The organism is Vagococcus entomophilus (assembly GCF_003987595.1).
In the GTDB taxonomy this organism is placed as follows: domain Bacteria; phylum Bacillota; class Bacilli; order Lactobacillales; family Vagococcaceae; genus Vagococcus_E; species Vagococcus_E entomophilus.
Window position 1 is genome coordinate 193,275 of record NZ_NGJZ01000003.1, and the last position, 14,580, is coordinate 207,854.

Genomic DNA, 14,580 nt, shown 5'->3' on the forward strand with positions numbered 1-14,580 from the left:
GCCTTTCTTATATTGCATTTTATTTTTATAACATTAATCTAAATACGTAGTTTCTTTGTTGTTCAGCCAAGCATAGCCAAGTCCTATAATAAGCCCGCCACCGACAAAGTTTCCTAAGAAAGCAAAACACAAGTTGTGGAGGATACTTGCAGTAGTCATCGCTGCAAGTGTCCCATGCGAAGCAAAATAAGCAAGTGTAAAAGCTGGGAAGTTGGCGATAACGTGTTCGAAGCCTAAAAAAGCGAAAATGAAAATAATGAAGATTGTACTTGCGACTTTCGCACCATCATCTTTCATGCGCAAAGTCGCAATGACCGCTGTGTTTACTACAATATTTGCAAATATTCCTTCAATAAAAATTTGCAATGTAGATTTCTCTAATTTTCCAGCAATCGCTGTAAACAAATAGTTATCTGGTGTTAAATTTTGGAAAGGACCGGTTAGAGAAACAAGATAACCAAATACTAACCCACCAATTAAATTGAACAATACACAAGAAAATAAAATTTTTAGTGCTGTAGATAATGGCGTTTTTTTCGTGTAAACCCCAATTGTCATATACATCATATTAGACGTTCCAAGTTCGGCATCCATATACACAATCATGACAAGCGACCAACTAAACATAAATGCATAAAGCATTTTGCCTAGACCATGTGTAATGTCTTCCCCTTTCATCGCAATGGCGAACGCTACCGCGGTTCCAAGGGTCAAAAATAAACACGCCAAAATCGCACGAATGAAGTAACGACTTTTGCTTTTGCTGAACAAATCCATCTTTTTATCGATTGAATAATCGATATTTTCCATAAGACCTGAAATATGTTTCATCTTTGTGCTCCTTTTAATTATCTTTTTACTTCTAAATCATCTATTATTTTAAACACCTACTTGCTATTTGTCTACCTAAAAATGAAATTTTTCACTAGTTTTCAATGCGCTTTCATTTTTACATTTATTCTAAAGTGAAAACACAGAATTTTACCATTCCCTTCTCATTAACCATTCATAAGTCGCTATTATTTCTCATATAAAAATTGACTTTTACAGAAGTTATCGGTATAATTACCATTGTGTAAAATAATGCAGCAAGAATCGAAAAATCACGTCAACAGTTGGTTGCCCCGTTTGGGTTTAATTGCGTAACCGCGGCTGCAAAGGTGAAGATTGAAGAATCAACTGAACGTATTTTTACTTTTCATGGGATTATTTTACTCCAAATAAATTTATTGGAGGAATTTTTAATGTCTCGTTATACAGGACCAAGTTGGAAAGTTTCACGTCGTCTAGGAATCTCTTTATCTGGTACAGGGAAAGAATTAGCACGTCGCCCTTATGCACCAGGTCAACACGGACCAAACAGCCGTAACAAATTATCAGAATATGGTATGCAAATGGCTGAAAAACAAAAATTACGTAACATGTATGGCATGAACGAACGTCAATTCCGTAACTTATTCGTACAAGCTGGTCAAATCAAAGAAGGTAAACACGGTGTTAACTTTATGATTTTACTAGAACAACGTTTAGATAATGTTGTTTACCGTTTAGGTCTTGCAACTACACGTCGTCAAGCTCGTCAGCTTGTAAATCATGGTCATGTTACTGTTGATGGCAAACGCGTAGATATCCCTTCTTACCGCGTTCAAGTTGGACAAGTAATTTCTATCCGTGAAAAATCTCAAAATATCGAAGTAATCAAAGTAGCTGCTGAATCAGCAATTGGTCGCCCTGCTTTTGTTAGCTTTGATGCTGAAAAACTAGAAGGTAGCCTAACTCGTCTTCCAGAGCGTGAAGAACTTTACGCTGAAATCGACGAAGCGCTTATCGTTGAATTCTACAACAACATTATGTAAGAATTCCTATTCAAAAAAGAACAGCCAAATTGGCTGTTCTTTTTTTTTTGCTTTAACTTGCAAATGGTTGTAATTTTTTTTCGATAACAGCTTGAATTTGTCCAATCCCGACACATAAGCCCCAGTAAATCAGTGCTACTAAAATATACATCGTCAAATAGTCAAATTCACGCCCACCAACAATTTTCGCTTTTTGAAAAATCTCAGGAACTGTAATCATGGCTGCCAAAGACGTACTCTTCAATAAATCCATCGCCACATTGCCAAGGGCTGGAACAGATATGCGAAAAGCTTGTGGCAAGATAATCTTGAGTAGAATCGTTTTTCTTGAAAGTCCCAACGCACTGGCTGCATCCCACTGTCCATGACTGACTCCTTGAACCGAGCCACGATAAATTTCCCCGATAAAGGCACTACTGGTGAGTGTAAAACAGATACAACTAGCTTGCAAGGCACTCAAGCGATAAGGTAGGGCAAAGTATAATAAAAACAGTAAGACCAGACCCGGAACGCCTCGAAAAAAAGACAAGTACAACCGAATCAAGCTACGTCCCCATTTTGGAGCAAAAAAACCTAAGACCATTAGTCCAATTCCAACTATATTTCCCATTATAAAAGCAAAACATGCAATTCCAAGCGTAAAGGGCAGTCCCGAAAGAACAAATGGAATAGATTCTAGTAATAGCTGAAAGTTAATCGTTGGAATATACATTTTTCAACTCCCCTAATTTACATCCACTGTTGTTTTTATTTCAATATTTGGTTCTTTGGTTACATCTGCATAAAAGAATTTTTGTGAAATCTTTGTGAGTGTTCCGTCTTCTCGCATTGTTTTAATCGTTTGATTGATTTTTTTTCGCAATGCTTGATTCTCCTTTTTTAATAAAAATCCTGAATGCGTCGGATTGTAGTAAACATCCTTTAAAATTTTAACTGGTACATCTGGCAACGCACCTAAAGCCATTTTTTGAAGATAGTAATCATTTAAGATCACGTCTGTTCGTCCATTCGCCACGTCGGTTAAATACTGATCGTTAGTGGCATTATCATAGCTAACCAGTTTTGCCCCGAATTTTTCAGCAATTTTCATATAATTCGTTGTTGCTTCCCCAGCAGCTTTTTTTCCTTTTAAATCCTTTAAAGACTGAATCCCCGAATCATCACTTTTTCGAACAACCATACTCCCAAATGAATATTTGATAGGGCTCGACAAAACAAATTTTTTAGATTGTGTTTTATTAAGCGAAAAGTCATTGGCTGCTAAATCAGCTGAGCCGTTTTGGAGTGCAGCTAGCATCCCGTCAATATTACTTTCCTTAAATGTCACGTTTATATCCAAACGTTTTGCTACCTCTTTAATCACTTCAACATCATACCCTGTGAGCTGATTATTTTTATCATGATAAGATGCTGGAAATAACGTTCCCGCAGTTGCAACGGTCAACTGATTACTTTTTGACACTTTTTGCCAACTGTTATCTTGCTCACTTGTTTGTGCTTTACATCCTGAAATTATCACCAATGTCAGAAAAAATAGTACACTTATTAGGCTTTTTTTACTTTTCATTTTCTACTCCTTTTTATTGATAATATGCTGGTAAGCAAAATTGATTTTCCTGCTCGAAAGATTTTCCAATTTGAAAAAGTAAGTCTTCTTGACCTTTTGATGCCATGAATTGGATTCCAATAGGCAAACCCCTTTTAGACAAAGACGTTGGCAAACTAATTGCAGGTTGTCCTGTCAGGTTCGCCAATTGCGTATACGGCGTAATCTGCAAGCTCTTATCAAACATCGCGTACACTAACTGCTCTAACTCCTTTTTAGACAATTCTTCCGCCTGTTTAAATGTTTCTCGCAGTGTCGCACTTTGCAAATCACAAGCAATCGTGGGGGCATAATCTGCTGTGGTCGGGCTCAAAAACAAATCATATTTCTGGAACAATTGTTCCATTTGAACAGTTGCGTGGTCCCACAAATTAAGCGCTTGAATGTACTCGCTCGCCTGAATTTTTTTTCCATATTGATACAGTACCCACGTCATTTCCTCCATATCAGCCATCGTCAAAGCACGCCCCATACTTGCTTCAATACTGCGAAACATCGCAGCTGTTTCTGCACCATTCATCACGTAATAGCTGTGAATGAGTGCAAAGCCATCTACTGGATATGCAATTTCTTCTAGCTGAAATTCTTCATGTCGGCTTAGGAAATCTTTGGCTTGTTTAAAGGCGGCTTGAGCAGCACAAGAGACTGTGCTTTTGATAGGAGAATCGACACAGCAAGCTATTTTCAAGGGACCTTTTCTTTTTTCTTGACTATAAAAGGGTGCTTGGTAAGCTGCTTCTTTTTGACTGCCCTGAAGATGCCAAAATAAAGTTTCCGTGTCCCTCATTGAGACTGTTAAGGCAAAATTAATCGAAGCGCCTTGCCAAGATCTCCAGCCATTTGGTCCAACTGGCATGGATCCTCTGGTTGGTTTTAAACCAATCAGTCCGTTAAAAGAAGCTGGGATTCTAATGGAGCCGCCCCCATCACTAGCCAGCGCTAACGGATACATCCCGCTTGCAACAGCAGCGGCTGCACCACCACTCGAACCACCTGCATGATGCTCGATGTTCCATGGATTTTTTGTCTTACCATATAAAGTTGGGTCCGTAATATTCTTAAACCCAAACTCTGGAGCATTGGTTTGACCAAATGGGTAAAAGCCTAATGCTTCAATTTTTTTGACAAAATGGCTTGTTTGAAGACTGATAGTATCCTTAAATAGTCTTGATCCAGCAGTATTCTTCCATCCCTTCTTTTCTTGACCCAATATTTTCAAGGGAATTGGCACCCCACCAAATGGTGTATTTTCTATAATATGTATCTTTTGGTTTTCTTTTTGCAGCTTTAACATGGATTCTATTTCAACCATCGCATTTAGTTTTGTGTTTTTTGTCTGGATGGTCTGTGCAATTTGTCTGTGCAACTCTTCGGGAGAAAGTTCTTTTGTTTTGATTTTTTCTGCCCAAAAAGTTGCGTCTTTTATTTGTTTCACTTTTTCACCTCCAAGATTCTTTGAGATTATATCATCCTTTTAAAAAAAACTTCCACTCCAACAAACTAAAACGTTTTCTTTTTTTGCTTTAAAAAAAGAAAAAAGCCCTATCCCTTATGGTTAGTGCTTTTTCATTCGTTCGTTTTTTCTTTTTCAAAATATAAAAAACATTTTTGTATTTAATATTTCACTCTTGTTCGAACTTGATTCGCCTTTTGATAAATTGGGACGAGTAATTGATAGGTTTCTAACATGAACGCAAATGCAGCTTCTGGTCTTGCCAATAATTCGTCTTCTTTTTTGATGATGCGACCTAGCTGCAACTCACCTTTTTTCACATCTTTAAACCTTGTGACGTACTTTTCGACTTCAATATCAGCTATTGGATACACTTTGTTAACCGTATGATCTGGTGATAGAACAAAATCAGCTGGCAGTGAGTTGATGCAATCTAAATCCACTAAAAAAGCCGCCGCAATTTCTTTTTCAAACTCTGGATTGTCAATAAACGAAAGCCACATCGCAATAAACTCATCATTAATGGCCAATTGAAAATGGGGATACTTCTTGTAGCCACGCGCGTCCCCTCCCATCGCAGACCATGTACTTTCTGGTGCATAGGTAGTTCTGCGTCTATGTTGGGCAATATGAATAGGCAGCTCATGGTGTATCAGTGGTGCCAGTTCCTGTATAAATTTTTCGTCTAAATACTGAAATTTAGGCTGAATTTGCTGACGAATCGCCTGCATTCTATTTTCTAATCCTTCTATAGTAAAGACTGAAAAATCATCTTGTGTAAACATATGTTTATCTAATGAACTCATTGTTGATATTCCCCTAACGTCATACTATACATCCAATCATCCACTATTTCGCCTTTTCGCTCACTACTTTGTCTCAACAGCCCCTCTTTTTTCATGCCGATTTTTTCCATCACTCGGCCTGATTTAGGATTTCTGGCATCATGGACCGCTTGTAAGCGACTGATTTTCAATTGTTCAAAGGCTAATTTTTTTAGCACTTCACAAGCTTCTGGCATATAACCATGTCCCCAGTATGCTTTATTAAGCGTATACCCAATTTCTGCGCAAAAAAGCTGAATCATTCTTAAATCAACCGTTCCTATGAACACATTATTTTCTTTCAACTCTATTCCATATTTTCCAAGTGGTTCTTTCAAAAAGTAGCTAGCAATCTCTTTTTTCGTACATTCTATTGAAGTATGCTTCGGGAATACAAAACGTACTGTTTCATCATCCGATGCATACTGGTACATAGCCGCAGCATCTGCCAATGTTACCGGCCTTAATCGTAATCTTTTTGTCTCTAAATGATTATTTTCTGCCAAAACCAACCACGGATTTACTGTATGTTCTCTTTTTCCCATAAAAAAACCCTTCTTTCAGCTTAAGATATGTTCTCCATTATACGCTAGTTACTGCTCCCACTTCAAGTAAGCATCATTACGAAAATCTCCAAGAAATTCCATGGATATGCTATACTTAAGTTAAATGAAAGGGGTTTTTTTAATGGCTGAAAAAGATGTACAAGACTATTTAGAAAAAGGGCTTTACGGAGCCCCACAGCTAAAACCTGAAGAGAAAAAAAAGTTTCTAGGAAATTTCCGCGAACGCGTCATTCTTGTTATAACAATGAAAGAAATGATGGAAAAGAACCCATTAGATACTGTTAAAAATGTAATCGAAAAATACCCTGATCATCAACTCTATCTAAATGGTGATTTAGACGGCGCTCTACAAGCTGAGTACCTCAAAGTGGCCAAGCAGCTAAATTGTCCCTTTCGATTCGTTACAACACAAGGATCTACTACGGAAGAGACAACCGGGCTTGTTTATGCTGCATCTTACGCCATGCATTTAGAAAACATTCAACTAGCTGACTATCAAGAATTAACCACTCCGACAGAAGAAACTCCCCCACCTAAAAAGCAAAGTTTTTGGTCAAAGTTTGGCCTTTCTAAAAAGTAATACCACTTTTTTAATACAGAATAATATTGTTTTTTTGTCCAAAATGCTATAATAAAAAAAACAAATGATTGTTAACTTTTTCTCTATCTTTAGAGAAATTAAAGCGAGGGAAACTCAAATGAAGACACTAAAAAAAGCACTACTAACAGAAGAAGTCCGTCCTTTATTTCAAGATATGCGCATTGGCATTGAAAAAGAAAGTCAACGGGTCACATTAGAAGGAACCCTAGCTCATACAGACCACCCTAAAACTTTGGGTAACCGCAGTTATCATCCTACAATCCAAACTGATTTCAGTGAAACACAAATGGAGCTGATTACACCAGTGGCAAACTCCGCCCACGAAGTCGTGAGACAATTGACTGCGTTACACGACGTTGCGCTTCGCTCGATGGATGCTCAAGAAATGCTTTGGACTTTAAGCATGCCCCCAGTTCTGCCAAAAGATGAAAAAAAAATAAAAATTGCCAAATTAGAGGCCTTTGAAGATGTGTTATACCGGCGCTATTTAGCCAAAGAATATGGCAAACGAAAACAGATGGTCAGTGGTGTCCATTATAACTTTGAATTTACTCCTATATTTATTCAAAAACTTTTCCAAGCTCAAACTACCTTTCAGACAATTGAGGAACTACGTAGCTATATTTATTTAAAAACCACACGTAATTATCTTCGGCACAGATGGTTGATTACTTATCTATTAGGGGCTTCTCCCCTTGCTGAGGAGGGCTATTTCAGTGAAAACGAATCTGTCCCCATTCATCCCGTAAGAAGTTTGCGTAATAGCCATTATGGCTACACCAATCATCCTGATGTTCAGGGAGACTATACCTCTGTTGCGCACTACGTTGCACAAATTGAAGCACTCGTGGAGCAAGGAACCCTGTCAGAAGAAAAAGAATTTTATGCCCCAGTTCGCTTACGTGGCGGAAAAAAAGTGAGCGATTTAAAAGCGCACGGCGTCCATTATATAGAAATTCGCAATCTTGACTTAAATCCATTCTCCAATGTGGGCATTACCGAATCCTCCGTACGCTTCATTCAGCTCTTCTTAATGGCAATGCTTTGGATGGATGAACCTGAAATGGCGCTTCAAGATAGTTTAGAAGTGGGCAATCGCTTAAATGAACAAGTTGCACTTGAGGAGCCACTTGCTCAGACAAAAGCTTTCGAGGCTGGAAAACAGCTCATTTCCTGTTTAAAAGAACTAGCGGATGCTTTTATCTTATCTCAAGCAGATATTGACTTGATTGAAACAGCAGAGCGAGCACTTGAGCAACCAGAGAACACCCTAGCTGGAAGATGGCTTAATACGCTTAAAAAAGAAAATAAGTCTCAACTTGAACTTGCTACAGAATATGGGCAACACTATCAGCAACAAAGAAGAAATACACCTTATCAACTTTCGGGGTATGAGAAAATGGAGCTATCCACCCAAATCTTGCTTTTCGATGCAATCCAAGCTGGGCTTTCTGTGGAAATATTAGATGAGCATGAGCAATTTGTTAAATTAAGCTATAAAAAGCATCATGAATACATAAAAAACGCCAATATGACGAGTAAAGATTCCTACATTGCACCACTTATTATGGAAAATAAAAGTGTCACAAAAAAACTACTGGCAGAAGCTGGTTTTCAGACGCCAGCTGGAAGAGAATTTTCATCAATTGACGAAGCAAAACAAGCTTTTCCGTACTTTGCACATACGCCAATTGTCATTAAGCCTAAGTCAACTAATTACGGATTAGGAATTTCTATTTTTAAAGAAGAGGCAGCTTTAGCTGATTATGAAGCTGGGCTGGCAATTGCTTTTAAAGAAGATAACCAAGTTTTAGTCGAAGAATTTTTATCTGGAACTGAATATCGCTTCTTTGTAATTGATGGGCAAGTGCGCGCAATTCTGCTTCGAACACCTGCAAATGTGACAGGTGATGGGATTCATACTGTAGAAGAGTTGGTTACTTTAAAAAATGATGCCCCCCTAAGAGGAACTCATCACCGGGCACCTCTTGAAAAAATTGGACTTGGGGAATTGGAACAACTGATGCTTAAAGAACAAGGGTTTCAACTTTCAAGTATTCCTGCTCTAGGAGAAACAGTTTATTTAAGGGAAAATTCTAATATCAGTACGGGGGGCGACTCCATCGATATTACAGACAAATTTGATGACTCTTATAAAAACATTGCGGTTGAAGCAGTATCGGCGCTTGGAGCCAAAATTTGTGGAATCGATCTCATCATTCCAAATAAGAATCTTCCTTGCCAAAAGAATAGTCAAAGTTATGGCATCATCGAGGCGAATTTTAATCCTGCTATGCATATGCATACATACCCTTACAAAGGTACCCCTCGGCGCTTAACCAAGGATGTACTGAGATTTCTTTTTCCTGAAGTGAAAATCATCTAAAAAATGTGGGCCCTTCGACCAAAGTAACCTTTAAGTCGAAGCGCCCACATTTTTTAGAGACAATCCGAAATTGCACTTAGTTTCTTCAACTGTGCATTGGAAAGGGTAAACTCTAATGTTCCAATATTTTCTTGCGCTTGTTTTAGCTTGGATGCACCAGGAATCGCCAAAACCATTGATCCTTGTGAATGAATCAACCAATTAAGCGAAATTTGAGCCACACTCACACCGTATTCAAGTGAAAGCTTTTTTAATTCTGCATATAAAGGTTGTGTCCTCTTGATCGTCTTTTGATTGAGATGAGATTGGATTTTCCTAAGTCGACTAATTTTGGCTAAGGCTTCTGGTTGTTCATGGAAACGACCTGTTAAAAGCCCCTGTTGTAAGGGAGAATATGCAATAATCGTAATTCCCAATTCTTTAGCTGCCTCTAAAACACCATTTTTTTCTGGCTTTTTGTGCAATAAATTGTACTTCACCTGATTAGATGCCAAAGTCATACCTCGTTCTTTAAGTAGCAGATCTGCTTTAATCATCTGTTTAGCCGTGAAATTACTCACTCCGATTTGTTTGATTTTATTTGCCTCAGCCAACTTAACCATTGCTTCGATTTGTTTGTCCAACGAAGATCTGGAGGTTGGCTGATGAATCTGATACAAATCAATCGTAGGCACCTGCAGATACTTTAGTCGGGTATCAATAGTTTTTGGAATCGAACTTGCAGCGCGAGCAAGTGGGAACCATTTACTCGCGATTAGAGGCTCCCGCAACAGAGCTGCTTCTTTTTTTAAACGCTGCAAAGTATTGCCAATAAAATTTTCAGAAGTGCCATTGCCGTAGATTTCTGCCGTATCAAGCCAATTTATACCATTTTGCAGTGAAAATTTGATGATATCGTAAATAGTCTCTGCTTCAACGCTCTCCCACATCGTACCATTTTTGCCTTCATTTGTACTATATTGCCACGTACCAAGTCCTAGTGCTGACACATATAAATCCGTTTGACCGAGTCTTCTTAATTTTGACATGTTTTCTCTCCTTTTTGTCCTAGTTAGTATTCATAGATAGAATAACCGCTCTTTATTATGTTATGATAAAGCCATAATAAAGTTACTGGATGTGAAAAAATGAATGATATTGTACGTTTACGTTATTTACTGAATTGTGTCCAAAAAGAAGGCAATAAAAAATACACTGAATTATTAGCTCCTCTTGGTATTACTCCCAATCAAAGTGAAGTTTTACAAGTATTAGAAGCCTGTGAACCACTCTCTTTAAAAGAATTAGGAGAACTACTCATTTGCGAACAAAAAAGTCCTAGTCGCCTCGTTCAAAGACTCGTCAATAATCAATTAATCTATAAAAGTAAAGATTTAGTTGATAGTCGCAGATCAGTGCTTCACCTGACAAAAGCTGGCCGGGATTTACTTCCTGCTATCAAAGAAAAAGAACAGGCATTCAACGAGCATATTTCTCAGACGTTACAGGAAGCGATTGAACCGGCTGCTTTCAATCAAATATTGGCGAAACAAATTGCTGGAACAGCTAGTGAAAAAAAAATATTACAAAGAGAACAATTGGCAGAAAAATCGTTGTCTAACTAACCTTTCTGCTAGGTTTAAATCTCTAATTCATTCATCATGCTATCCGGATAGCGGGATCCTTGGATTTTCTCTATAGCAAATAATTCATCTAATGAGTGGATTACTTGCTCGTTTAATCGAATGTTGCTTGCTGCAATATTTTCTTCAATATGATGGATAGATTTGCTTCCTGGAATCGGCACTATTGTCGGATTTTTTTCTAATAGCCATGCTAGCGTCAATTGAGAAGTGCTCACGTGCATTTCTTGTGCCATCAGATTTAGTTTTTCAAAAAGTGTACGGTTGACTTCGTAGTTTTCTCCTTGAAATCTTGGTAAATACTGACGTACATCCATTTCTTCTTTCTTAAGCGAAAAATCCTCTGCGAAAAACCCTCTGCCAAGTGGGCTATATGCTACAAATCCGATGCCTTCTTCTACCAAGTATGGCACTATTTTTTGCTCAACACTTCTACTCCATAATGAGTATTCGCTTTGAACGGCCGTCAAAGGATGCGTTTTGTGTGCCCGCTGGATGGTCTCTAAAGATGCTTCTGAAATCCCTACATACCTCACTTTTCCTTCTTCAACTAGACGTGAAATTGCTCCAATACTCTCCTCTATCGGCACATCCGGGTCTATCCTATGCAAATAATATAAATCGATTGTCTCCAACCCTAACCTTTGTAAAGATTTTTCACATTCCGCTTTAATATACTCTGGTCTACCATTCACACGTTTCTCACTAATTTGCATTTCGAGTATGCCACTTTTACTGGCAATCATCACAGGCTGCTCAATTTCTTTTAGTGCTTTTCCAATAAGTTGTTCATTGTGTCCGTTTCCATAAACATTTGCCGTATCCAAAAAATTTATTCCTTGTTCCACAGCCTCTTTTAATGTTGCAATTGAATGACTGTCTGTGGCTTTTCCATAGGTATTACTCATCCCCATGCAGCCTAATCCAATAGTAGAAACACTTAATCCTTGTGAACCTAATTTTCTTTGTTTCATAAAAATCCCTCCAAAATCTATTTAACGGCATAAATAGATGATACATCATCTATTTTTATTAATCAAACATTATCACTGATATTCAACAATTAAATGACTAGTCATTTAAAAAAACAAAAAAAGCTAGCAAAAGACAAGCTTAGTCTTTTCTAACTCTTTAGAGTTGATTCTTTTCATTATTCAGTGCCTATTGTATGCGAATAGAAATTAATATCTTTTTTGATTATCGGGTCTTGGGCTTCGTACTAATTCGTGCTAAAATTTTCAATTTTTCTGTTTTTGAGACAATCGCTCTTTTTTGGCAATTATAATGGTTTTTTCTAACTACTGGCAAAATAGCATGATAGACATCTGCCGCTGCCCAGACAATTTTTTGACACTCGCAATCAAATAGATGAATATTTTTCAATCCACTGCTGTACAAGTCATTGGACATCTTGGCATAGTATTCCCACATTTGAATGTACTCAGAAGAAGGAACTTCCGAAAAATCTTTACTCGTCACTTGGAATCTTTCCATGGTGGTCTTACTAAAATATATACGCCGCTCTTCCCAATCTTCCCCGACATCTCTTAAAATATTCGTAAGTTGCATAGCTTTACCCAGATCTATCGCATCATTCACTAGTATCTGATGGTGTTTTGTTGCAAGTATTGGAATAATCATTTCCCCGACTGTCCCAGCCACACGATAGCAATACTCAAGTAAATCTTGGTCTGTGTTTGGCTGCCTAAATTGACTGTCTTGACGAATGCCTGCAATCAATTGAAAAAAAGGAGTGGCACTCATATCAAAGGACTGAAATGTTTGAGCTAACGCAATAAAGATTGGCTCATCCAGGTATTCTCCATCTAACATTCTCGTAAACTTTTCCTCATACTGAGCTAAAAGTGCAGGGTCTTTGTGGATGTCAACACTGTCATCCAATACTCGACAGAAAGCATAAATCGAAAATATAGCATCCCGTTTATGTTTGGCAAGTTTGCCAAAAACCAAGCTGAAAGAGGCAGAATGTTGTTTGATTATTTTCTCGCAATGCACATAGGATGCCGCTACCTTTTTATTGTCTATCATCTTTCAACACCTCACCTGCTGTGATCATCGCACTTGTCAAAACAATCGGAACACCTGCACCCGGATGGACACTTGCACCAGCAAAGTACAGATTTTTACACGTTGAACTAACATTTTGAGGACGAAAATAATTGCTTTGCATTAGCGTAGGCTTGAGCCCAAAAGCAGCACCATATAGGCCATTGAATTGAGCAGAAATAGTTTCAGGCGTCACCACTGTTTCGCTCACAATATCTGATTCAATATTCTCTAATCCTTTGATTTTTTGAATTTTATTTAAAACTTTTTCTCGAAATGCTTTTAAATTCGTATCACTTTTCCAATCAATATTCCCAGTTTTTAGTTCTGGAACAGGCGTCAATACGTAGACGCTTTCCATGCCTTCTGGTGCCAAACTTGCCTCCTCAACCGAAGGAACATACACATAACTTGATGGATCTTCTGGAAAGTCTCCGTTGAAAATATCAGAGACATTTTTTTCAAAATCATCAGAAAAAACAATATTATGAATCGGTAATTTTCCTTTTAAATCTCGCTTGACGCCAAGATATAATATGTAGACCGAACAAGAATAGTCCATAGATTCAATTTTTTTGGGCGTATATTTTCCTTTAGCCGTTTTATTTTCGATTAGTTGATTCATCGCATAGGGAAAATCTGCACAACAAACAACGTGATCAAACGCGTACTCCGTATCTGCAATCTGAACACCGCGTGCTTGACCTTCTTGGATAATTATTTTTTCAACTGGAGAATTGGTTTGGATGTTAACTCCCAAGTCCATACATAGTTTCTCCATACCGGTTGCCATCGAACGCATACCACCTTTGATAAAATGAACGCCAAATATCAATTCAATCATTGGAATAATGGCGTACAAAGATGGGCCTTGCTTTGGTGCAATTCCAATATACAAGGTCTGAAACGCTAATAATTTTTGCACCTTTTCATTGGATACATATTTTTTTATTACATGATCCGCACTATCGAAAGTCTTCAACTTTAAAGCTTGATATAACATCTTAGGATTAAAAAATTCCCATGGCGAACGAAAACTTCGCTCCAAAAAATAGCTACGAGCAATTTCATAACGCTTATAAATTTCAGTTAAAAATTCCAAAAATCCTGCTGTAGTTCCAGGTTCAATTGCTTCTAACATTTGTTGTAACTGGGCTAAATCACTCGGTACTCGAACGCAATCATCCGCTGAAAAATAAACATCATAGATGGTTTCTAATTGTTTCATCGGAATATAATCATCTGGATTTTTGCCACAATACCGAAAAAGATCTTGATAAACCTCTGGCATCATGACAATTGTAGGTCCAAAATCAAATTGAAAGCCATCTTTTTTGATAACTCCCATTCTGCCCCCAATTGTTTCATTTTTTTCAAAAATGGTTACGTGATACCCTTTAGACTGCAACCTTGCTGCTGTAGCAAGTCCAGCAACCCCCGCTCCAATTACTGCTACCTTTTTCATTTTCAACCCCCTACCTTCAATCCGCTTGTTTAAGCGTTATCCATCCCTTTTTATCATGCATGAAAGGATACGTTATTATAACAAACATCTGCTCACAAAAAAAACAAAACGAATTATAAGCCAGTTGCGATTCC

General features: G+C 37.8%; 14 protein-coding genes. 4 read left to right on the top strand and 10 right to left on the bottom strand.

All coding sequences use genetic code 11. The features are described from left to right. Window positions 1-33: 33 nt before the first annotated feature. Window positions 34-831 carry a formate/nitrite transporter family protein gene (locus tag CBF30_RS09870; RefSeq protein WP_126826065.1) on the bottom strand — a complete coding sequence of 266 codons (798 nt, stop codon included), beginning with the start codon at window positions 829-831 and terminating at the stop codon, window positions 34-36. A 413-nt stretch (window positions 832-1,244) separates the two neighbouring features. On the opposite strand from CBF30_RS09870, the gene rpsD reads away from it, so the two are divergent. Further along, entirely contained in the window at window positions 1,245-1,856 is a 612-nt protein-coding gene (gene rpsD / locus CBF30_RS09875) for a 30S ribosomal protein S4 (protein WP_126826068.1), read from the top strand. A gap of 52 nt (window positions 1,857-1,908) precedes the next feature. Here the strand turns inward: rpsD and CBF30_RS09880 are convergent, their stop codons facing one another. From CBF30_RS09880 to CBF30_RS09900, 5 genes are all read right to left on the bottom strand, one after another. Beyond that, window positions 1,909-2,568 (bottom strand): amino acid ABC transporter permease, encoded by a 660-nt coding sequence (locus CBF30_RS09880; protein ID WP_126826071.1) that lies wholly within the window; start codon window positions 2,566-2,568, stop codon window positions 1,909-1,911. A 12-nt stretch (window positions 2,569-2,580) separates the two neighbouring features. Beyond that, window positions 2,581-3,423 carry a transporter substrate-binding domain-containing protein gene (locus CBF30_RS09885; protein WP_126826074.1) on the bottom strand — a complete coding sequence of 281 codons (843 nt, stop codon included), beginning with the start codon at window positions 3,421-3,423 and terminating at the stop codon, window positions 2,581-2,583. A gap of 13 nt (window positions 3,424-3,436) precedes the next feature. Next, complete coding sequence (locus CBF30_RS09890) at window positions 3,437-4,888, bottom strand: amidase (protein ID WP_126826391.1); 1,452 nt, start codon at window positions 4,886-4,888, stop codon at window positions 3,437-3,439. Between the two features lie 188 nt (window positions 4,889-5,076). Continuing rightward, entirely contained in the window at window positions 5,077-5,700 is a 624-nt protein-coding gene (locus tag CBF30_RS09895; RefSeq protein ID WP_126826393.1) for a DUF1054 family protein, read from the bottom strand. 17 nt (window positions 5,701-5,717) lie between these two features. Next, window positions 5,718-6,284: a GNAT family N-acetyltransferase gene (locus CBF30_RS09900; RefSeq protein WP_126826078.1), complete on the bottom strand. Its 567-nt coding sequence runs from the start codon at window positions 6,282-6,284 to the stop codon at window positions 5,718-5,720. A 142-nt stretch (window positions 6,285-6,426) separates the two neighbouring features. Between CBF30_RS09900 and CBF30_RS09905 the strand changes: the two genes are divergently transcribed. Together CBF30_RS09905 and gshAB are read left to right on the top strand one after the other, a co-directional pair. After that, window positions 6,427-6,885 (top strand): YueI family protein, encoded by a 459-nt coding sequence (locus CBF30_RS09905; protein WP_170169005.1) that lies wholly within the window; start codon window positions 6,427-6,429, stop codon window positions 6,883-6,885. 118 nt (window positions 6,886-7,003) lie between these two features. Further along, on the top strand, window positions 7,004-9,292 hold the full coding sequence (gshAB, locus tag CBF30_RS09910; protein WP_126826084.1) for a bifunctional glutamate--cysteine ligase GshA/glutathione synthetase GshB: 2,289 nt from the start codon (window positions 7,004-7,006) through the stop codon (window positions 9,290-9,292). 53 nt (window positions 9,293-9,345) lie between these two features. Here the strand turns inward: gshAB and CBF30_RS09915 are convergent, their stop codons facing one another. Continuing rightward, window positions 9,346-10,320: an aldo/keto reductase gene (locus tag CBF30_RS09915; RefSeq protein WP_126826087.1), complete on the bottom strand. Its 975-nt coding sequence runs from the start codon at window positions 10,318-10,320 to the stop codon at window positions 9,346-9,348. Between the two features lie 99 nt (window positions 10,321-10,419). Here CBF30_RS09915 and CBF30_RS09920 point away from each other — a divergent pair, with 99 nt between their 5' ends. After that, window positions 10,420-10,896 carry a MarR family winged helix-turn-helix transcriptional regulator gene (locus tag CBF30_RS09920; RefSeq protein WP_126826105.1) on the top strand — a complete coding sequence of 159 codons (477 nt, stop codon included), beginning with the start codon at window positions 10,420-10,422 and terminating at the stop codon, window positions 10,894-10,896. A gap of 14 nt (window positions 10,897-10,910) precedes the next feature. Here CBF30_RS09920 and CBF30_RS09925 read toward each other — a convergent pair whose 3' ends face one another. The 3 genes from CBF30_RS09925 to CBF30_RS09935 all read right to left on the bottom strand — a co-directional run bounded on the left by CBF30_RS09925 (window position 10,911) and on the right by CBF30_RS09935 (window position 14,446). Then, window positions 10,911-11,888 (bottom strand): aldo/keto reductase, encoded by a 978-nt coding sequence (locus CBF30_RS09925; RefSeq protein WP_126826110.1) that lies wholly within the window; start codon window positions 11,886-11,888, stop codon window positions 10,911-10,913. Between the two features lie 223 nt (window positions 11,889-12,111). Continuing rightward, on the bottom strand, window positions 12,112-12,963 hold the full coding sequence (locus tag CBF30_RS09930; RefSeq protein WP_126826114.1) for a phytoene/squalene synthase family protein: 852 nt from the start codon (window positions 12,961-12,963) through the stop codon (window positions 12,112-12,114). Next, entirely contained in the window at window positions 12,950-14,446 is a 1,497-nt protein-coding gene (locus tag CBF30_RS09935; protein WP_126826118.1) for a phytoene desaturase family protein, read from the bottom strand. Before CBF30_RS09935 ends, CBF30_RS09930 begins: the two co-directional genes overlap by 14 nt. Between the last annotated feature and the right edge of the window lie 134 nt (window positions 14,447-14,580).

What these genes read in the sequence shown, in the direction of transcription:
- CBF30_RS09920 (WP_126826105.1), top strand. Translation starts at nt 10,420, where the DNA reads ATGAATGATATTGTACGTTTACGTTATTTACTGAATTGTGTCCAAAAA.
- CBF30_RS09905 (WP_170169005.1), top strand. Translation starts at nt 6,427, where the DNA reads ATGGCTGAAAAAGATGTACAAGACTATTTAGAAAAAGGGCTTTACGGA.
- rpsD (WP_126826068.1), top strand. Translation starts at nt 1,245, where the DNA reads ATGTCTCGTTATACAGGACCAAGTTGGAAAGTTTCACGTCGTCTAGGA.
- gshAB (WP_126826084.1), top strand. Translation starts at nt 7,004, where the DNA reads ATGAAGACACTAAAAAAAGCACTACTAACAGAAGAAGTCCGTCCTTTA.
- CBF30_RS09930 (WP_126826114.1), bottom strand. Translation starts at nt 12,963, where the DNA reads ATGATAGACAATAAAAAGGTAGCGGCATCCTATGTGCATTGCGAGAAA.
- CBF30_RS09895 (WP_126826393.1), bottom strand. Translation starts at nt 5,700, where the DNA reads ATGTTTACACAAGATGATTTTTCAGTCTTTACTATAGAAGGATTAGAA.
- CBF30_RS09885 (WP_126826074.1), bottom strand. Translation starts at nt 3,423, where the DNA reads ATGAAAAGTAAAAAAAGCCTAATAAGTGTACTATTTTTTCTGACATTG.
- CBF30_RS09915 (WP_126826087.1), bottom strand. Translation starts at nt 10,320, where the DNA reads ATGTCAAAATTAAGAAGACTCGGTCAAACGGATTTATATGTGTCAGCA.
- CBF30_RS09935 (WP_126826118.1), bottom strand. Translation starts at nt 14,446, where the DNA reads ATGAAAAAGGTAGCAGTAATTGGAGCGGGGGTTGCTGGACTTGCTACA.
- CBF30_RS09900 (WP_126826078.1), bottom strand. Translation starts at nt 6,284, where the DNA reads ATGGGAAAAAGAGAACATACAGTAAATCCGTGGTTGGTTTTGGCAGAA.
- CBF30_RS09925 (WP_126826110.1), bottom strand. Translation starts at nt 11,888, where the DNA reads ATGAAACAAAGAAAATTAGGTTCACAAGGATTAAGTGTTTCTACTATT.
- CBF30_RS09880 (WP_126826071.1), bottom strand. Translation starts at nt 2,568, where the DNA reads ATGTATATTCCAACGATTAACTTTCAGCTATTACTAGAATCTATTCCA.
- CBF30_RS09870 (WP_126826065.1), bottom strand. Translation starts at nt 831, where the DNA reads ATGAAACATATTTCAGGTCTTATGGAAAATATCGATTATTCAATCGAT.